Source organism: Streptomyces sp. NPDC048254 (assembly GCF_043201895.1).
In the GTDB taxonomy this organism is placed as follows: domain Bacteria; phylum Actinomycetota; class Actinomycetes; order Streptomycetales; family Streptomycetaceae; genus Streptomyces.
Map to the genome: position 1 here is coordinate 136584 of NZ_JBICZJ010000015.1, position 19470 is coordinate 156053.

At 69.3% G+C, this 19470-nt stretch carries 16 protein-coding genes, 1 tRNA gene and 2 pseudogenes; 5 read left to right on the forward strand and 14 right to left on the reverse strand.

Going from position 1 to position 19470, the window contains the following annotated elements; genetic code table 11:
- The first annotated feature begins 113 nt into the window (after window positions 1–113).
- The 5 genes and pseudogenes from ACGFZQ_RS35140 (at window position 114) to ACGFZQ_RS35160 (ending at window position 3417) form a co-directional block, all read left to right on the forward strand.
- A pseudogene (locus tag ACGFZQ_RS35140) lies at window positions 114–719 on the forward strand (hypothetical protein).
- 80 nt (window positions 720–799) lie between these two features.
- Window positions 800–1084: pseudogene (locus tag ACGFZQ_RS35145) on the forward strand (putative quinol monooxygenase); the annotation flags it as partial.
- Between the two features lie 207 nt (window positions 1085–1291).
- Window positions 1292–1492 (forward strand): SDR family NAD(P)-dependent oxidoreductase, encoded by a 201-nt coding sequence (locus tag ACGFZQ_RS35150; RefSeq protein WP_393843853.1) that lies wholly within the window; start codon window positions 1292–1294, stop codon window positions 1490–1492.
- Between the two features lie 324 nt (window positions 1493–1816).
- On the forward strand, window positions 1817–2380 hold the full coding sequence (locus ACGFZQ_RS35155; protein WP_393843854.1) for a dihydrofolate reductase family protein: 564 nt from the start codon (window positions 1817–1819) through the stop codon (window positions 2378–2380).
- Between the two features lie 62 nt (window positions 2381–2442).
- Window positions 2443–3417: an ABC transporter permease gene (locus tag ACGFZQ_RS35160; RefSeq protein WP_393843752.1), complete on the forward strand. Its 975-nt coding sequence runs from the start codon at window positions 2443–2445 to the stop codon at window positions 3415–3417.
- Between the two features lie 491 nt (window positions 3418–3908).
- On the opposite strand, the gene ACGFZQ_RS35165 is transcribed toward ACGFZQ_RS35160, so the two are convergent.
- From ACGFZQ_RS35165 to ACGFZQ_RS35230, 14 genes are all read right to left on the reverse strand, one after another.
- Window positions 3909–4496, reverse strand: coding sequence for a hypothetical protein (locus tag ACGFZQ_RS35165; RefSeq protein WP_393843753.1), 588 nt, complete (start codon window positions 4494–4496; stop codon window positions 3909–3911).
- A 191-nt stretch (window positions 4497–4687) separates the two neighbouring features.
- A complete protein-coding gene (locus ACGFZQ_RS35170; protein WP_393843754.1) occupies window positions 4688–5104 on the reverse strand; it encodes a hypothetical protein in 417 nt (138 codons plus the stop codon).
- Between the two features lie 413 nt (window positions 5105–5517).
- Window positions 5518–7131, reverse strand: a complete 1614-nt coding sequence (locus ACGFZQ_RS35175; protein ID WP_393843755.1) for a hypothetical protein — start codon at window positions 7129–7131, stop codon at window positions 5518–5520.
- 212 nt (window positions 7132–7343) lie between these two features.
- Complete coding sequence (locus tag ACGFZQ_RS35180) at window positions 7344–7895, reverse strand: transposase family protein (RefSeq protein WP_393843756.1); 552 nt, start codon at window positions 7893–7895, stop codon at window positions 7344–7346.
- Window positions 7896–8067: 172 nt separating this feature from the next.
- A complete protein-coding gene (locus tag ACGFZQ_RS35185) occupies window positions 8068–8259 on the reverse strand; it encodes a hypothetical protein (RefSeq protein ID WP_393843855.1) in 192 nt (63 codons plus the stop codon).
- Window positions 8260–8568: 309 nt separating this feature from the next.
- Entirely contained in the window at window positions 8569–8805 is a 237-nt protein-coding gene (locus ACGFZQ_RS35190) for a hypothetical protein (protein ID WP_351734474.1), read from the reverse strand.
- A 479-nt stretch (window positions 8806–9284) separates the two neighbouring features.
- Window positions 9285–9358, reverse strand: a tRNA-Met gene (locus ACGFZQ_RS35195).
- 383 nt (window positions 9359–9741) lie between these two features.
- On the reverse strand, window positions 9742–10359 hold the full coding sequence (locus ACGFZQ_RS35200) for a hypothetical protein (RefSeq protein ID WP_393843757.1): 618 nt from the start codon (window positions 10357–10359) through the stop codon (window positions 9742–9744).
- 355 nt (window positions 10360–10714) lie between these two features.
- The gene (locus ACGFZQ_RS35205) at window positions 10715–11278 is read right to left on the reverse strand and encodes a cysteine hydrolase family protein (protein WP_393843758.1); all 564 of its coding nucleotides are present in this window, start codon (window positions 11276–11278) and stop codon (window positions 10715–10717) included.
- A gap of 1048 nt (window positions 11279–12326) precedes the next feature.
- The gene (locus ACGFZQ_RS35210) at window positions 12327–13121 is read right to left on the reverse strand and encodes an NADP-dependent oxidoreductase (protein ID WP_393843759.1); all 795 of its coding nucleotides are present in this window, start codon (window positions 13119–13121) and stop codon (window positions 12327–12329) included.
- Between the two features lie 622 nt (window positions 13122–13743).
- Complete coding sequence (locus ACGFZQ_RS35215) at window positions 13744–14958, reverse strand: SGNH/GDSL hydrolase family protein (protein WP_393843760.1); 1215 nt, start codon at window positions 14956–14958, stop codon at window positions 13744–13746.
- Between the two features lie 219 nt (window positions 14959–15177).
- Window positions 15178–16701: an FAD-dependent monooxygenase gene (locus tag ACGFZQ_RS35220; protein WP_393843761.1), complete on the reverse strand. Its 1524-nt coding sequence runs from the start codon at window positions 16699–16701 to the stop codon at window positions 15178–15180.
- Between the two features lie 55 nt (window positions 16702–16756).
- Window positions 16757–17455, reverse strand: a complete 699-nt coding sequence (locus tag ACGFZQ_RS35225) for a TetR/AcrR family transcriptional regulator (protein ID WP_393843762.1) — start codon at window positions 17453–17455, stop codon at window positions 16757–16759.
- A 541-nt stretch (window positions 17456–17996) separates the two neighbouring features.
- Entirely contained in the window at window positions 17997–19445 is a 1449-nt protein-coding gene (locus ACGFZQ_RS35230) for an aldehyde dehydrogenase (protein WP_393843763.1), read from the reverse strand.
- Window positions 19446–19470 lie beyond the last annotated feature (25 nt).

Sequence of the window (19470 nt, forward strand, 5' to 3'; positions counted from 1 at the left end):
CTCTCCCGACCGTGACCTTGGCCCAAGACTTGCAGCTCACATCGATGTCAGGTTCTAGCGTACCGGTCGGGCCCGCTGCTCCCGGGCCTTCGACGGTACGAAGGAGTTCCGGCTTGACCACGCTGTTCGACCGCCACCGCCTAGGCGGCCCGGAGCTGCCCGACCGGGTCGTGATGGGCCCGATAGCCCGGGTCCGGGCCGGGGTTGGGAGCCTCACCACCCCGTCCATGGCGGCCTTCCACGCCCAGCGGGCCACCGCAGGGCTGATCGTCACCGATGGGGTGCAGCCCAGCCCGATCGGGCAGTCCAAGCCGAACACCCGGGCCCGCACACCGACGAGCAGGTGGCTTCCTGGCGGCCCGTCACCGACGCCGTACACGCCAACGGCGGGCACGTCTTCGCCCAGATCATGCACGGCGGCGAAGTGTTCACCCCGGCCGGCCCACGCCGGTCCCCCGCGCCCTGGACCTCCTCGAAGTGCCCGACCAGTCCGCTCGTACGCGAACGCCATCCCAAGCAGGCCGACCGGGCCGCCACCGACCACTGGTTCGGCCTCGGCGCCGACCTGATCGGCTTCGGCCGCGCCTTCATCGCCAACCCCGACCCGGTGGAACGGCTCCGCACCGGCCTGCCGCTAGCGCCCGCCGGCCCTGCCACGTACGAACAGGGCAGGCGACACGGGCCATCTCACCTGTCCCGCCTACCAGTCCACCGCCTGACCCGACACGAAGAACGAGGAAGAACGATGAATCCGTCGAACAAGCTCCACGACGACGCCCGGACAGCCATCATCATCGCCGGCCGGGTGTACGCCCCCGCCGAGGACGTCGAGACGTTCGTCGCCGAGGCACGGGCGACGTCGTACCCGCTCGCCGCCGCGAACCCCGGGAACGTGATGATCTCGTTCTGCGTGGAGGACGCGGCAACCGGAACCGTCACGGTGCTCGAACAGTGGGCGTCCCAGGAGGCCCTCGACCGGCACGTGGCCACACCGGAGATCGCGGCCCTCCTCACCAAGTGGGGCCCGCGCCTACGCAACGAGGTGCGCAGGTTCCACGCCGCCGAGCCGGCCCCTCGCGCCTGAACCGAGCCCGGTCAGCCATGACGACGAGGCCGTCGGCGCGACGCCGCGCACGCGTCGGCGGCCACCCACACACGCCGGGCAACGGATCGGCCACAGGAACGAAGGCCACCCCGGCACCCCAGTGACCGGCCCCCGCCCCCTGGTCCTGCGGCCACCGCGGCTCGCCGATCCCCTCCACCAGTCGGCCGGAGCACCCCCACACCCGAGCTGAGTGACCCGGCGTCGGTGCGCAAGCTGGTTGAGCAGGTACGGGAGGACATCGACGGCCCCCTTGACGTCCTGGTGCACAACGCCGGTGGCGGGGGCTTCGCGCCGACCGAGTCCACTCCGGACGAGATGTTCGTCGCCGCGTTCAACGTCCACGCCAAGGCGCCGTTCATCCTGTCGGGTGCCTCCCGGGGACACTGAGGGCATTGCCCGCCCTGGAGACGGTGACGCTCGCCGCCGAGACCGTCCGCGAGGACATGCGCCTCGGGCAACTCTGGGTGCGCGAGCCTTGGAGGGCCGCTGGTTCGGTGAACTCCGCACGGTCTGCGGCCACTTCATCGCAGGCGTGGGAGAAGGGGCGGCCCAGACACCCCGGCCCGCCGGTACCGACCCGACACCGCTACCGATGCCTTCCCGGGCAAGGCGGGTCACGTTACGTCGTGATGACCGATGCCCGCCTGAATCGGGGTGCCTAGTGTCATCTCGTCCCTGGTGGCAACGGATCGGAATCGGACCCGCGTGCGTATGCTCACGTGCCTCGTCGGCTCCAGTATCGACGGCTTCACCGCCGGTCCCGACGGACAGTGCGACCACTTCGGCTTCGACGGCGATCTCAAGGCCGCCGTTCTGGCCGAGTACCCCGAGACCGTCCCGGACCATGCCCGCAGGTCGCTGGGCGTCGTCAGCACGGCGAACAGATTGTTCGACACGGTCGTCATGGGGCGCGGCGTCTACGAATCCGCTCGGGCGGCCGGTGCCGACAGCCCGTACCCCTGGCTTCGGCAGTACGTGGTCTCCTCGTCCCTGAAACGGCCCGCGTCAGGCGTCGATGTCGTCGCCGGGGACCCGGCGGAGTTCGTCCGCGGCCTGAAGCGGCGGCGGGGCATGGGCATCTGGCTGTGCGGCGGCCCGGTGCTGGCCGGGCGGTTGCTGCGCGAGGTCGACGAACTCGTGGTCCACCGCCGCCCGGTGGTGTTCGGGGCCGGCGTTCCGCTGTTCCACGCGGCATTCGACCCTGCCGCCTTCACGCTGACCGACTTCCGGGTCTTCGCCACCGGCGCGACTTTCACTACGTACACCAAGCAGTAGGAGCACACGTGTTGTTTCGCCCCACGACCGAGACCGATCAAGAGAGTGTCGCAGCAGTCATCGTGGATGAACCGGTGGGGTGGATCGACGCCGACCGCTACCTGGACGAGTTGAAGCAGGGCATGTACCGGCCGGAGGGGACCTGGATCGCCGAGGACGACGGGCGGATCGTGGGCCGTTCCTTGTGGTGGGGGCAGCAGGACAGCGCTCACCCCGTCGCCCTGGACTGTCTGCATGTCGACCCGACGCTCCCCGACCGCGCGGAGGTGGCGGCCGGGCTGAGACTGGCCTTGCACGCGGAATGGACGAAGGTGCGGACCGTCGTCGGCCCTCTGTGGCTGCTGCTGGGTACCGTCGCGGCGACGGTGGCCCTCAGCACCGTGGCGACCTCGGTGGTGCACTGCACGGCCAGTGGCTGCGGCGGCGACACGACCAAGGTCACCCTCATGGGCATCTACCTCGGTCAGGCGCTGGTCGCCATCCTGGCCGTGCAGATCATCAGCGGGGAGTACAGCTCGGGCATGATCCGCACCACCCTGACGGCGATATCGCGGCGAGCGACCGTCTTCGCGGCCAAGGCCGTGGTCCTCACCGGCGTCGTGGCCGTCGACGGAACGGTCGCCGTCCTCGGATCGGTGCTCGCCGGGCGGCTCATCCTGCCCTACCTCGGCGACCGGGCCCTGTCCATGTCCGACGGGCCGACGCTGCGCGCGGTCTTCGGGACGGTCCTCTATCTGATCCTGATCGGCCTTCTGAGTCTCGGTACGGCAACCGCCGTGCGGGACTCCGCAACCAGCATCGGGATTGTCCTCGGCCTGCTCTACATAGTCCCCATCGTCTCCCAGACCATCGGCGATCCGCACTGGCAGCGCCTGTTCCAGAAGTTCGCGCCGATGAACGCCGGGCTCGCCATCCAGGCCACCACCGACCTCCCTGGCCTGCCCATCAGCCCCTGGGCCGGCCTCGGCGTGACCGCCGGGTGGGCCGCCGCGGCGCTGTTGGCCGGTGCCCTGTTGCTGCGCATACGTGACGCCTGAACGCCCTCTCGGGCCGGTCAACCGCTCGTCCCGCCCGACGGCGGCGTCCTCTTCCGATCTTCCAATCTCCCGAACCCGCTGGCCAGAAGCCGTCCAACGGCTACCTCGCGTGCGGGTTCTCGCCCTCGGCATCCGAGATTCCGCGAACCCGCGCGTTCCCAACCGGTCCAAGGCCGACAAGGACCCGACCGAGTGGCTGCCGTCGCACTCCCGGTGACTGGTGCACCTACCTCACCGGCTCGTGCGCGGACAAGACCCGCTGCCTGCTGAGCATCGACCCCGCCGAGCAGAGCGCGGTCGCCGAACGCCTCGCCGCCTGCCCCGAGGAGCCCATCACCGTCACCCTCGCCCACCGATCACACAGGAGCCGGGCCCGCCGCCAGGGAGGCGGTGGCCCGTACGTCTCAGGACCGTCCTCGCGCCGGGGCGGCCCGGGACACCCCCTAGCGCCAGCCTTGGTCTCATTCCGTCTGCGTCGGTTGGGTGAGGCTCTAGCCGTGCACGGCCAACGCCTGGTCCGCGGGCGTACTCAGCGCGCGCCTGCCGGTCTTCTTCGGTGATGTCCGGGTGGACCGGGGGCGTCTGGGGTGCGGGCCAGAGTTGGACCAGGTGGCGTTCCCCATGGTCGCCGATGCCGGGTTCAGGGTCGTCGGCATGGCAGGACAGGCGCATGCGCGCACCCAGTCGCCGCCGTCCGGGGCGGGCGGGAGGTGAAGGGGCGGTTCCTCGTCAGGCCATGCGTCCATGACGTCGCCCGACTCCAGTGTCGCGAGGTGGAGGGCGGGGAGGTCGCCGCGCAGGCTGATTTCTTCAACTGGCTCCCACCCGCCGCCTGTCTCCGGGGCCGGTGGGGCATCGTGGACCTGGATGGTCATCCGGAGGGGGCCGGTGTCGGTGGTGGTCAGAACGACGGCGTTGGCGTCGGTGACCGGGCCGCAGCGCCAGCCGAAGGGCATCTCGGCGGGGTACTCGTAGTCGTCGGTGAAGCCGATGAGGTAGCCGTTTTCACCGAGTTCGACGGTGAACGAGGACGCACGAACCAGCCTGAGGGGCCTCCTGGAACCGGCAGGGTGCCCCATCCCCCGGTGAGCGGGAAGAGGCACCCTGTCCGGCTTGGCGGGAGTGTGGCGAGGCTCAGGCGATCACGTAGAACGGGTCGCCGTTCATGACGCGCATCTGGCCGCGCGACGCGGTGATCCGTCCGCCCTGGGACTTGTTCTCCTGGACCTTGCCTCGTGCGTTGCGCACCCCGCCTGCGTAACCCGCCCGGTCACATCACGTACGTCAGCACATACAGCAGAAGAAGTGGCACGATCATCGCTTCCACGCCCAGCAGCCACCACAGAGGATGCCACGCTTCAGAACGCGAATCGAGTTCCTCCCGAGTGCGGACCCGTCGCCACGGCGAGGCAGGGTCGTACACGAGAAGGGTTTCCTCGCCGGGCGTGCCCAGAATCCTTCTGCGGAGCGGCGATATGTACATCACCTGCCGGCCCGAATCCGTCACGAATTCAAAGCTGGTCGAGTAGCTGCCCTCGGAGACCGAAACGTTTCTACAGCGGCCGACGACTTCCTTACCCACGTGTCTCAGCCGTCGCTCGCCCCACAATGGGACCAAGCCGAACCAAAAGATAAAAGGTATTGGAAAGACGACCAGTCCGACCAGAATCCACCCCAGTGTGTCCACTTCTGGAGCATGCCACACGCCAACACCAGAGCAGGCGGGATCGATGCTCGCAGCGCACGCGGCTCCCGTGTCGTTGGGGGAGGCGTTCGAAGTCTCAACCCACAGCCACAGGAGCCGTGTTGGTTCCGTGCTCTGCCGTACCCGGCCTGCCTCCCGCTTTGGTCGAGCGGGTCACCACTGCACCAGGGCATCTCCGTCGGCGCCGGCCACCCCCACACGGCAGCCGGAGTCGACCCGCTCGCCGACCGCGCACCCGGCACCGGGTGAACGTGCAGGTGGTGACCGACCCGGCCGGGCTGCTGCTGCTGCTGCTGCTGAGAATCTCGCCGGCGATGCCCAGCCGCACGCACGGAGCTCTTTTCGGCGTTGTCTCATCCTGGAGGGGCAATGCTGAAGGAGCTCACTGAATGAGCTCACGCCGTTGATGGGGCTTTGAGCCCGAAGTGGAAGCGCAGTAGGCGGATCCGGTCCGGGCCAAGCACGTCTTCGGCGTCGCGTAGTTGTTTGTTCAGCGCATCGGCAGTATGGCCTTGCGGCATCGAGTGCGTAGTGGCGGCTTCGTATGTGAGCCAGGTCGCGATGTCGCTACGGGCGCGGTTGCGCATTGAGGGTGTTGGGTCGGCGACGAGTTCGAGGTCGATGAGCAGTCGCGTCCAGGTGTCCCGTCCGTGCAGCAGCCGGTAGGCGGCCACGCGGATGTGGTGCGGGTTGCTCACGGTGAGGAGCTCCCGGAGGCGTTGCGGGTCAAGGCGGGACGCCCAGGGGCGCAGCGCGGTGGTGACCTGCCGGGTGACCGCGCCGGACGGGTCGGCGAGCATGCCGGAGAGGGTGTTTGGGTCGGCTGCGCCCAGGCGGCGCAGTGCGCGCACAGCCTCTGCTCGTCCGCGGGGCTGCGGGTGATCGAGCCAGGAAGGGATGAGCTTGGCGTCGTCGGCGGTCCCGGTCTCACCGAGGCCGGCAATGGCTCCTGGCTTGGGGCGGGACGTCATGACGAGGCGCCGGTACTGCTCCACCGGGTCGGACCCGGCACGGCGCAGCGCGGCCTGAGCGACCGCCCGCACGATCGGGTTGCGGTCGGCAAGCGCGACGATGGCGGGGGCGATGTCGCCGGTTCGGGCCAGCCCGTGTACCGCCTCCGCGCGTACCACTGCGGTGCCACTGGACAGCAGAGGACGGACGAGGCCGGCGGTTCCGGCCGTGACCGCGGTCCTCACCGCGGCTTCGGCGCATCGGATCCGGGTCGGCAGGTCGCCGTCGTGCTCGGCGGCGTGGAGCATCTGCGCCAGGTCGAGCCGTCCGGCGGCGAGCGCGGTCAGGTGTGCGGCACGGCGGGTGCGCCAGTCCGGTGCGGCAAGAGCAGCGGTCAGCAACTCGACCGGGCCTTCCCGGAACACGGTTTCGATGCGGTTGGCCAGCCAGCGGCCCTCACGTCGTTCCCGCAGAGCCAAGGCAACCGCCGCGGCCGCGACCAACGCCGCACCGGAGGGCTCGGCGAGGCGGTGCTCGAGCGCCGCCCGGGCACGATCACGGACCTGCGGCACCCAGTCGGAGGCCCGCAGCGTCAGTGCAGGGAGCACCAGCGTTTCGTCGCGTTCGGCCAGACGCGCAACGGCTGCCTCACGGACGTGGCCGTCGGGGTGGAACGCAGCGACCGTGAGTCCCAGAAGGGGAGGCTCGGCTTGCACCAGCCGCTGTACCGCGATCGCCGACCAGCGCGGAGCCTGCGACCACGCAGCGCGTGTCGCCACGTCGAGCATGAGCCACAGGCGGGGGGATGCCCGCAGCAGGAGCTCTCCGGTTTCGGCAAGCAACGTGGGGTCACCGTCGCGGTCAACGGCGAGCAACAGACCTGACAGTTCATCGGCCTTGCCGCCGCGCGCGGACTCGACGGCGGCTGTCGCGTGGCGGAGTCGCTGCGCGGTCGGCCGGTCGGGCAGGTGGTCGTCGGACAGGTACGCTCGGACGCCGGGAACGTCGGCGCGGGCACGGAGTAGCCGCAGCAGCTGCTGTCCAAGGCCGCGGGTCACGGCACTCCTTTCCGGCTTGACGGGCCGGCCGCTCGCGCGACCGAGACCTGAGGTTCCTCGCAGCTCACGGGTTGTGCAAGCTGATTTTTCTGGGGTGACAGGAGCGTCGCAGCTCTTCGGAAGCCGGTCTTCGTGGATCGATGGCGGCTGTTACGGCGTGGTGCACGACTGAGGTCGGGATGTGCTGGCCTGGCGGCTCGGCTGTTGGATGATCACCGCATGGCTGTGCGGCCGGAGACCAGGGCGGCGATCACTAGATGGGTCTCGTTCCGCTCCGAGGTCTGCTGCTTGCGGGCGGCCATGTCCCGGTATCCGGCGTCGACCTTGGCCTTGACCGTGGGATGCCGCTCGAACAGATCACCGATCCCTTCAGTGTTCACTGCTGTCTGATCGGTCATATGGCCCGGCCGGTTTGCGCCCGTCCACAGGGTGCGGCCCTGCCCGTCGGTGATATCGGTGACCTTCTTCGTGTTCTGCCGCATCTTGCCGGAGACGAAGGCCCGGCGGCCGGGCCTGCCGGTCTTCGGGCGCCGTACCCGTACCTCGGTTCCGTCGACCCGCAGCTCAACGCCCTGCGCGCTGGCGTACGCGAAGACATCAGCCATCGTTTGCAAGCGCAGTCCGACCTCCCCGGGAACTGCGAAGCCGCGCGCCGCCAGGAGTGGGCGGATCTCGTGGACGGCCCGGGTGATGGTGGAGCGGTCGACGCCGTAGAAGACGGCCAGAGCCGCGTGCGGAAGCTGGAATCGCAGGACCCGCGCCATCCATGGGCCCGCCAACTCGGCGATGAGCGCGCCAAGTCGACGCCTTGAGATGCCAGTGCAGATGGGATACGAGAGAGCAATGCGGGTCACGGAAGACGTCACAATCTCCCCAACCCGTACGGCTCTCCTCACGTCATGGCCCGGCCGTTCCTGCCTCTCGCACACCACACCGCTAGTCCCGCTGGGCGGCGAACAGTTCCAGGTGGGCGCAGGTGGGGCAACGATAGGCATCGATCTGCCAGTGTGGTCGGCCCATCCTCCTGGCACCGCCGAGCGGGCCTCGCTGAAGGGGGCCCGCGATCCACCGCGCGAACCCGCGAGCGCCCTGTCCGGAGTCCTCGACGAAGCCCGGCTCCAGCCCCACCACACCGCATTGGGTGCACCGTATGTTGTTCATCGTGGGAGTGTAGTGAGCAGCTGCGGGCGTTGGTCACCGGGACCAGTTCCGGTCGCCCTCATCCCGCGTGACGCGCAACAAACGGGCCGTGGCCTTTCGCGGCCCCGTTGGCCGTCGCCGGTTCGACGCGGTTGTGGGACGTCGTGCTCACCAGACCATCCTTCGCGTTCGGTCTCGGCGATGCGGGCGAGGAGGTTGTCGCGGACCTCGACAAGCCGGCCACGCTGCACGGGGCCGGGCCAGAGCATCGAGCAGCAAACGCAGGCTCCTCTGAACCTACTGCCGAGCCGTACTCGTGGTCACGATGTCGATGGCGACTTGAAGTGGTGTCTCCGCATACCCAAGCAGCGCCCGGGTGATTGCGATCGCCTGGATGATGCTCACACCGCGCTCGGCCAGCAAGGTTTGGACAGCCTCCATCCCATCGCTCTCGAGGACTGGTCGGGACTGCTCGACCAGCGCGGCCCAGCGTGCGGCCTCCTCGGGGCGTAGTCCGTTGATGTGGTCAAACATGACCTCTCCTTCCCGCGCTGAGCCGATGGGAGGTACTCACGTGTCGTCAGGGCTGATCGCCGCACTCAGGGCTCGCGCAGCGTCATCGTATTTACGGCGATCGAACTGGAACGGGTCAAACTAACGAGACGAATGCTTGGCCAGAACAACGCAACGCAGAACGAGCAGTTCAGCTTCGCGTATATCCGCTCAGCCTGGAGCGGAACCGCGCGCGTCGAGGACGCAGCCCGGGCGTTCGGCCTGTCCAGGTCCAAGAGCCACGACCTCGTGCGCCGCGGCGAGTTCCTCTGCCACGTGCTACGGATCGGCCGCGTCATCCGGGTGCTCTTGCCCAGTCCGACATCGACCGAAGCTGTCGACCGCCGATCCCGGGCGACTCGGTCGCACCCGCCTTCAGAAACGGCAAGGTCACACCCTGTGGGCTTCCTTCGTGAATGAGTTCGGCCCCCTCAACGTGCGCCGAGGGGGCCGAACTGTCGTAGCGGGAGCCGGATTTGAACCAGCGACCTCTGGGTTATGAGCCCAGCGAGCTACCGAGCTGCTCCACCCCGCGTCGATGACCTCAGCTTACGCCATGCGGAACGGCGCGGCTGGGAATTACCGGCCCGGTCCCGACGGCCCCTCCTGTCCTGCCCCCTAACCGACCGCCGGGCCGGCCCTTCGCACTCCTGAAGACTCCGCCGTGTGCCCGGGACAGAAGGGAGACGGCTCAGCCAGTGCTGCGCGCGGAAGGCCGTGGCGCTCCCTCGGCAACTTCGTCAGGTAGCTCAGGCCGTATCCGACGGCGCACATGCGCACAAAGACGTAGCCACCGGTCCAAGGGGTACTCGAGGGGAGCGCGGCGCGGTGGCTTTGTCGGTGAGTTCTGACACCGGTTGTCGATCGGTGGTGACACCGCCCGGTGTTGGCGGAGAGTGATATCGCCGAGTTTTGACATCACTTGGATGCCTGCGGTGGGAGGCTGGGAGTGCTCTGCGTGGTGAGGGGGCCGCCGGTGCCACCGAAGTCCAAGGTCGATCTGTACGCGGCGATCCGCCGTGATACCCGGGCAGGAATGTCGAACCGGGCCCTGCAGCGCAAGTACGGCGTGGGCTTCCGGACGGCGAAGGCGGCCATGGAGTCCGTCTGGCCGGAACCCCGCAAGCAACTGCCGCCCCGCAAGACGAGGCTGGACGTGTTCAAGCCGGCCATCGACCAGATGCTGCGGGCGGATCTGGACGGCCGCGCAAGCAGCGGCACACCGTCAAGCGGTTCTTCGACCGGCTGCTGGATGAGCGCGGTGCGGCGGAGGTGCCCTGTCCGATGGCGCGGTCCTATATCGCTGTCCGCCGGCCGCAGATACGAGGCGGGACGCGGGACGCTGAACGCGTTCATCCCACAGACCCACCTGCGGGGGCGGAAGCTGAGGTCGACTTCGGTGACGTGACGATCCGTCTGGCCGGTGAGCAGGTCAAGGTGTTCCTGTTCGCGATGCGCCTGTCGTATTCCGGCAAGGCGGTACACCGCATCTTCGCTTCCTGCTGCCAGGAGGCGTTCTTCGAAGGCCACGTCCACGCTCTCAGCGTGCTGGGCGGCGTCCCGGCGGCAAGGTGCGCTACAACAACCTGCGGGCCGCGGTCGCCCGGGTGCTGGGCCTGTCGAGAGCGCGGGTGGAGAACGAGCGGTGGACCGCGTTCCGTTCGCACTACGGCATCGAAAGCACGTACTGCCGCCCAGGACTCGAAGGAGCGCATGAGAAGGGCGGGGTGGAAGGCCAGATCGGCTGGTTCAGGCGAAACCACCTGGTCCCCGTCCCGGAAGTCGACTCTCTCGCCGAACTCAACGCGATGGTGGAGCGGTGGGATGCCGAGGATGACGACCGCCGCATCCGGTCGCGGCCCCTGCACGCGAGGGTCCGGACGGCCTCCCGCTATTGCGGTGCGATCGCTTTGAGCCAGTCCTCGACGGCGACGACATCTGCCCACTGCGGGAACAGCTTTTCGGTGAGCATCCGGTGCACCTCGGGGTCGGTGTCGAGGCAGCCATCCTCCAGGACGGTGAGACCGAAGTCCAGGTCGATGGCGTGCCACAGAGTGGACAGCACTACAGCGCTGGTGGCGATGCCAGTGAGAACAAGGCTGTCGATATCGCGAGCCCTGAGTACCAAGTCGAGGTCGCTGCCCGAGAACGCGCTCCCCCGCCTCTTGGTGACCACCACGTCGTCCTGCTGCGGCGCAACGTCATCATGAATCGCGGTGCCAGGGGCGCCCTCGGTGAACAGGCCTGCCCGCACGGCGTTTGTCATCACCCTGTTGCGAGGGCTGACTTCTGGATCGCCCGGCCGTAACCCGATCACCACGTAGATGACGGGGATGCCGGCAGCCCGGGCACCGTCGATCGCTCTGCGCAAGCGCGGCAGGTATCCGGAACCGTCGTCGGCGATGGCCACGATGTCCCGTTGGACGTCCATCACCAGAAGTGCGCTTTTCGCCATGCTTGCCGTCCCTTCTCCGTTGGGAAACAGGAGCAAGTCTGGTGGATCAACCGAGCTGCGGTGGGGTTTCGGAGATCCTCATCAGCGTCGCGCCGCAGTGCGCCTATGACCGGTGTCGGTTCTCATCGACATTTTCTTGCCCTGTGATCACCAAGTGCTGTCCAAACTCGGTGGTAAGCGGTGTCGTCCGTCAGTTACGAAGCCAGCGCTGCCCGCCGGGATCAGTGGCGCAGGTGGCCACGTGCAGCGATGGACGCCTCGATGAGCATCCTCGGCGTGAGGCTGCAGCGCCCGTTAGGGCGGGCATCGTGCTCCGGCGTACAGCCCGGGCGGGATCGTCAGGGTGTCGGGGCGCGGCTTCGGCCGGGACCGCCCGATGGACCCGGTCCGACCAGGCCGTGTCCGACAGGTCGTGGACGACGGTCATCCCCGGCATCTCCCCCGTCCCGTCGAGGGTCTGCCCGTCCTGCCACCCGGTGGTCCTCGCCGACGCCCGGGCGGTCATCGTCCGCGCGTGCCCCGGCAGCCGAGACGGATGGCACACCGGCTGCGCCAACCGCCGCCGATGCCGGTGCGTGGTGTGCGTCGCCGTGGCCGGACTCTTCTCTGCCGACGCACGCACCCGCTTCGTGAGCACGTCGACCTTGTCGAACGTCCGGTCGTCCAGGAGCACTTGCCGCGTCAGCTCGGCTGAACACACCATCACCAGGTCCAGTGGCCCCAGACGAACCCCCGCCGGATCACCGCATTCCGTCAGCGATTCCAGGAACCTCAACGGATCCCGCAGCCACTGCCACCCAAGCACGTCTTGATCCGCGCGCCGTCGCCGGCGGTCGCATGGTGCTCGCTGGTCTTGACGTCGGCCGGGATCGGCTGGCCGTTCCCGCGGCGCCGATGACCGGCTCCCCCATGGCGCGACGCGCCGCGACGTCGCCCACGGCCGGTGGTACCGCGTCCGCCCTCGCACCGGCCGTCGGAGCCGGCGCGAGGGCGATTTCGGGATCCAAACTGAGTGCGGTGGCCTCTTCCACTCGGTGGAGGATCGGCGTCAGTCAGCGGACGGGACGACGATGACCTTGCCGTGCACCGCGCCCTCGGCGGCTCGTGCGTGCAGCGCCGGCAGCTCGGCCAGCGGCACCCGCTCGGCGACGCCGACGCGCAGCTCGCCGCGGTCGATCGACGCCACCAACTGCGCCAGCTGCTCGGCGTCGCTGCGGACGAACAGGTCGATGCCCCGCACGCCGCGCTCCTCGTCGCTGGGGGCGGGCATCCACACCGTGGTGTTCACGACGACCCCGCCGGGACGGACCAGGGTGACCAAGGCGGCCAGCTCGGCTGGGTCGACCGGTGCGAGGTTGAGCGCGATGTCGACCGGTTCGGTCACTGCCGTGGTCACGCTGGTGGTGGTGTGGTCGATGACTTCGTCGGCGCCCGCGGACCTGACCGCCTCGCTGCTGCGGTGGCTGGCTGTGGCGATGACGTGGGCACCGGTGTTCTTGGCCAGCTGCACGGCGTAGCCGCCGACCGCACCGCCGGCGCCGTTGACCAGCACGCGTTGCCCGGCCGTCAACTTGCCGTGGTCGAAAAGCGCCTGGTACGCGGTCAGGCCCACCACCGGCAGCGCGGCGGCGTCGGTCAAGGGGATGCTCTTGGGCGCCGGGGCCAGGACCTCGGCCGGCGCGAGAACGTACTCCGCGGCGGCTCCATTGCCGTCCATCGGCAGGAAGCCGACAACATCGTCACCGACCTCGAGGCCGACCACGCCCTCACCGAGCGCTTCGACCGTGCCGGCGACGTCGATACCGGGGGTGTTGGGCAGCACCACCGGGATCGGGCCTTGCATGAACCCGCCACGGAGCCGACGGCGTCGTCTACAGCCGCAGCGGCCTGACCTACCAGGCTGCTTCGCTCGAGAAGGCGGGCCTGGTCGCGCGCGCCCCTTCTCCGGACGACGAGCGGAGCATCACGGTCACCATCACCGATGCCGGGCGCGCGCTGCTCGCGCGGGTACTGCCCGGTCACATCGAGGTGGTCAGCGGCCTGCTGTTCGAGCCGCTCTCGCGCGACGACGTCAAAACCCTCGCCGGCCTGCTGGCGCCGGTGCGCGACCACATGCGCTCGACGCCGCCTCGCTCGGCCGGCCCTCGCCGCCGCAAAGGCGGAGCATGAGGACTGGACTTGGTCCACTCAGGCTCCGCTGAGGCCGTCACCGCCTGCTGACCACACAGGAGTCGGGGCCAGGCAAGCAGACCGCTCCGCCCCGTGCTTTTGGCACCACCGAGCCCGTATGGCCCGGCGGTGGCGACCCTTCATACAGCGCGATTGGCCGGGCGGCTCCTGACGGCCCGCCGCGGCGTTCGGCGTATGCGGTCACCGCATGGGCCGAACGCCGCGGCGTTGTCGGGTGCGTCCAGGGGGACGCTCCTTCTGCCACGAGGTCGCTCGGAAGCCGCCTCGGTCAGTGATCAGCCGAAGAGGGAGAGGTCGATGGATTCCGCGAGGGCGGCATAGCCCGCGTCACTGCCGTGGAGGTTGTCACCCATGTGCAGGTCGCTGCGGATGCGGCTGGGATCTGCGGGGTCGCGCCAGACGGCGTCGAAGTCGAGTACGCCGTCGAAGGCGCCGCTCGTGCGGATCCATGCGTTGACCTGCTCGCGCGCCTTGTCACCCTCGGCTGTGTACATTTCCGAGCTGCCGTAGGGAGCGATGGTCGCGGCATGGACCTTCACGCCGTGCGCGCGGGCTCGGGCCGCCAGCTGGAGGTGGGCTGCGATGACGTCGTCGACGTCGACGGGTGGGCCGGGGAACATCGAGAGGAATCCGGCGGTCTCCTCGGTGCGTGGGGCGAAGGAGAAGATGAGGTCGTTGCCCACGGCGATCACCACATGGCCGAGGCCGGGCGTGGCGAGGATGTCGCGATCGAAACGGGCGAGGGCGGCGGTGCCGATGCCGTCGGTGAGCATGCGGTTGCCGCTGATGCCCTGGCTGACCACACAGAGTGCCTGTTCGCCGCGGGCTGCCAGACGTTCGGCGAGCCTGTCCGTCCAGCGTCGGTCGGTGCCCGGGGTGGACCCCATGCCATCGACGCGAGAGTCGCCGATCACGGCGATGGCCTGGGCCGGTGTCTCAGGCTGCACTTCCACGGCCGTGATCAGGGCTTGTGCCGGCAAGGGGGTGGCGTCCGCGGGTGGCGACATGAGGGCGCTCGCGTCGCCGGGGATGAGCCAGCCGAGCGTGTGGAAGGTCCCGTGGCAGGTTGCGGTGTCGACTCGGCCAGGCAGGTAAAGGCTGATGGTCAGCCGAGACAGCGCGGCGGTCCGCAGATCGATGGGGTCACTGAGGATCGGCGCGCCCGCCGACACGGTGGCGGTTGACCGGCCGCTGAAGGTCACCGCGTGATCGCTTCCGCGCTGGACTCCGTCGTCGGCCTCCGTGATGGCGACACGGGCGGCGCCGATGGTCAGCGGTGCGGTTCCGTACTCGTTGCTGATGCGGATGCGGATGCGGTGTCCGCCGCCGGTGATGCGGACGATCTGCCGCAGCGTCGCGTTCTCGAAGGGTTCGATGCAGCTGACGGAGTTGTCCGGTGCCTGCGGGGAGGCGCCCCATGTGCGAACCCATGCAACTGTGCGCGGGGCCGAACCTTCGTAGCTGGAGGGGGTGTTGATGGCGTTGTGCACGGTCGTTGCCCTTCGGCTGTCGGGTATTACGGCGGTGCTTGAGGGTGCTGGTGCTCGGCGAGTTCGATGTCACGCGGCCTTGCCTGATGCGGTGGAGGGGCCTGGGGGCCTCGTTCGCGGTCTTGCGCTTCCAGACCGATACTCCGGCGCGGGGGAGGTCGATCGGCAGCGGGTGAACGGCACCGCGTCTGGAACAGGGCCGGGGAGTCTCCGTTCGTTCTAGCCCTGCGGCGCGCCGAACCACTGGGCAGCCGCCTGCTCGAACGCGTCGCGTTCCGGGGCGGGCTCGCTCGCCCAGGCCACAACGCCGTCGGGCCGAATCAGCGCGGCACCCAGCCCGAGGTCGTCACGCGCCGGGCCGGCCGCGTAGTGGATCCGGACTGCCCACCCCTTGGCCGCGACCTGCAGCGCACGGTCGGTACTGAAGTCGAGTACGACTCCCTGCCCCTGGCGCAGCAGTTCGCCGAGGCGAGTGCCGTCCTCGAAGCGGAAATCCGGGGCGGTGCGGCCGATGAGCGGCTGTTCGCTGCCCAGGTCGTAGCGGTTGAACAGTCCCGACGTCTTTCGGTACACGTGGGTCGTTCCGTCGGTGGTGCTCATCAGATCGTGGACGAGTTGACGCAGCGCGGGGGCGTTGGGGCCCGGCTTCATGGTCGCGACCTGGGCGCGAGACCAGTCGAGCACGGCGGCGCCGACGGGGTGCCGCTCTGTGGTGTAGGTGTCGAGCAGACCCTCGGGCGCGGAGCCACGCACGGTGGCGGCGAGCTTCCACCCGAGGTTGACGGCGTCGCCGATGCCGAGGTTGAGGCCCTGGCCACCCAGGGGCGAGTGGATGTGTGCTGCGTCGCCGGCGAGCAGCACCCGGCCCTCGCGATACGTGGTCGTCTGCATCGCGCGGTCGGTGAAACTGGAGGCGAGATGGACCTCGCTCAGCGTCACGTCGGTGCCGCTGATGCGGCGCAGGACCGTCTGGAGGTGTTCACGGGTCAGCGGCTGGGAGCGGTCGAAGGTGCCGCCGTCGAAGTCCATCATGCCCAGGTGCCCTTCGAGGGGCGTACGCAGATACATGCCGTTCGGCGTCAGGTTGAACCCGAGCGGCAGCTGCTCGGGATCGGCGAAGGTGACCTTGGCGACGTAGCCGGTGAACAGTGGCTCGGTGCCGACGAATTCGATGCCGGCGAGCTGACGTACGGCGCTGCGCCCGCCGTCGCAGCCCACCAGCCAGCGCCCCCGGTACTCCTGGCCGCCTGCCGTGACGAGGACGGATTCGGTGTCCTGCGCCACGGCCGTGACGGGAGCATTCCGGATGATCTCGGCTCCGAGCGCGGTAGCCCGCTCGGAAAGCACCGCTCCGACCGCTTCCAGGCTCGTCATGAACCCCTCCATCGCCGGGCTGGGCAGCCGAGACGGAAGGGCGGCTGTGTCGATGTCGGCCGCGTCGAGCGTCATGCCCGCGAAATGGCTCAGCTCACGAGGGTCGGGCGCCTCGACCGCTTCCGGCTCCGCGCCCACCTTCTCCGGGTTGACTCCCGAAGCCTGCGCCATCGCCTCCAGGAGGCCGCGGCGGTGGAACGTCTCGGCCGACCCGGCGTTCAGGCCCCGCAGCCCGAGCGGGAGCGCTTTCAGGGGCGAGGTGGGTTCCGGGTCCCGCTCAAGGACCAGAACCGAGCAGCCGGACAGGGCCAGCTCGCCGGACAGGAACAGACCGACCGGGCCGCCGCCCGCGATCACGACGTCATGCATGCGAGGTGTCCTTTCGAGAAACGAACGATGGGGTCACCCGGCCAGATCGGCCGGGTCAGCGCAGACGGGTGAGGCCATCGAGGATGACGGCGATGCCGGTGAGGAACTGCTCGCGGTCGTCGTGCTCTCTCATCTGGCCGACGATGGCGTGCATGAACGGGTATGCCTCCGGGTCGAGCCCCTGCCATGCCGTCGACGCCGCGTCGAAGAACTCGTCGCGATCCCCGCTGGGGTCGATCCCTGAGGTGTCCCCCTCGATGCGCGCGTTCTGGCTGACGGCTCCGAGGACGTAGTGCACGAGCGTCGAGGCCGCGTCGAACCAGGAGGCTCTCGGCACGCCCAGGGCGCCCACCTGCCCGCCGATCCGCTCGAAGATCCCCACCGTCACCGGGCCGACCGGATTCCGGATGATCTGGAGGGTCAGCCGCGTGGCGAGCCACTGATGTGCGGCGATCGCGTCGAACAGAGCCAGCGCGACGACACGGATCTCGTCCCCGGGCGTGGCCGCGGTCCCGGCGGGCCGGGTCGCCAGCGCCGCACCGATCACGGTTTCGGTCGCCGTGTCGAGCAGCTCGTCGCGGGTGCCCACGTGGTAGTAGATCGCCCCGGAACCGGTGGACAGCCGTTCGGTCAGCGCCCGGATGGTCAGCGCGCTCTCGCCGCCCGCATCGAGCATCTCGACCGCCGTGTCGATGATCTGCTCCCGGGAGAGCACCTGGTTGCGCCGCTGTGGTCGGCGTGCTCGCGTCGTCATACCTCGACGGTGCCACATTTGGTGCAGCGATCCAAATTGGTGCGCCGTACCAAAGTGCCGTACGTTCCCCACTTTGGAACAGTGCACCAACGTGCTGGTCGGCCAACACCGGCCGCAAGAGCAAAGGGGCCTCATGCACCACGTCACGATCATCGGAGCCGGGCTCGGCGGACTCACGCCCGCCGGCGCCCTGCCACGTCGACGGCATACCGGTAGAGGTACGAGGCGGAAGCATCGACCGAGACGCGGACGCAGGGCGGGATGCTCGATATTCACGACTGCAACGGGCAGTGCGCCATCGAGGCGGCCGAGCCGATGACGGAATTCCGCGCGTTTTGGAGGGGCGCCAGGCGATGCGCGCTCGGGGGACAGGACGGCCGTGTCCTGTTCGAGACAGGTGACGACGGCACCGGCGGCCGCCCGGAAGCACAGCGCACGGACCTGCGACGGATACCGCTCGACGCGCTCACCCGGTCTACCCCACTCTGCAAGGCGCCTGACGGGACGTCAGAGTGTTTGCCCAGGCCAGCAGTGCCCCAGGTCAGGCCCCGGCTGCCGGCAGTGTGACGGTCTTGTGCTCGACGTACTGGGCGAGCCCCACCGCCCCGTACTCGCGCCCGATCCCGCTGGCCTTGTAGCCGCCGAACGGGCCGTCGAAGGAGATGGCCGCGCCGTTGACGGTGACCGTGCCGGTGCGCAGCCGGCGGGCGACCGCCAGCGCATGCGCCTCGTCGGCGGACCAGACGCCACCCGAGAGCCCGTACTCGGAGTCGTTGGCGATCCGTACGGCGTCGTCCTCGTCGTCGTACGGGATGACCACGAGGACCGGGCCGAAGATCTCCTCCTGGGCGATCCGCATGGAGTTGTCGACGTCGGCGAACACGGTCGGGGTCACGTAGTTGCCGTTCTCCAGCCCCGGCGGGATCCCGGGGCCGCCGGTGACGAGGCGGGCCCCCTCCGCGATGCCGGCCTCGATGTAGTCGCGCACGCGCTGCTGCTGGTCGCGGCGGATCATCGGGCCGATGAAGGTGTCGGGGTCGGCCGGGTCACCGACCTTGAGCGACTCCACGAGATCCTTGAGGCCGGTGACGACCTCGTCGTACCGGCCGCGCGGGGCGAGGACACGGGTCTGGGCGATGCACGACTCGCCGTTGTTGAGCAGGGAGGCGAACTTCAGCCCGCGCACCGCCCGGTCGACGTCGGCGTCCGGCAGGATGATCGCCGCCGACTTGCCGCCCAGCTCCAGACTGACCCTCTTGAGCTGCTCGCCCGCGATGGCGGCGATCCGGCGCCCGGCCCGGGTCGAGCCGGTGAACGCGATCTTGTCGATGTCGCGGTGCGACACCAGGTACTCGCTGGTCTCCCGGTCGGCCGGGAGCACGCTGATCACCCCTTCCGGCAGTCCGGCCCGCTCCAGCAGCTCGGCGAGGACCCCCATACTCAGCGAGTTCTCCGGCGACACCTTCAGGACGACGGTGTTGCCGGCCAGCAGCGCCGGGATGATCTTCGCCATGGCCGCCGAGAACGGGGAGTTCCAGGGAATGACGGCGGCGACGACACCGACGGGCTCGCGGCGTACGACAGCACGGACCGCGGAACCGGACTCCAGCGTCTCCTCCCAGCCGAACTTCTCCGCGGCCCTGAGGTAGGCCTCGGCCTGCCGGGTGAGCCCCGGCTGCCCGGCCCTGGTGAACCAGGCGGCCGAGCCGTTCTCGGCCGAGATGAGGTCGGCGATCCTCTCGGCGCCGGCCTCGCGCAGCGCGTTCAGACGCCGCACGACGGCGATGCGCTCCGCCGGTGCCGTACGCGGCCAGGGGCCCTGGTCGAAGGCGGCCCGGGCGGCGGCCACGGCACGGTCGATGTCGGCGGGCCGGGCCTGCGCGGCACGGCCGATGACCGCCTGGTCGTGCGGCGACCGGATGTCGAGCAGGTCGGGGTCACTGGGCGTCTCCCGGGATCCGCCGATGAAGAGACGGTCGTAAGTGATCATTTGCCCTCTCCTGAGGATGTCGAGC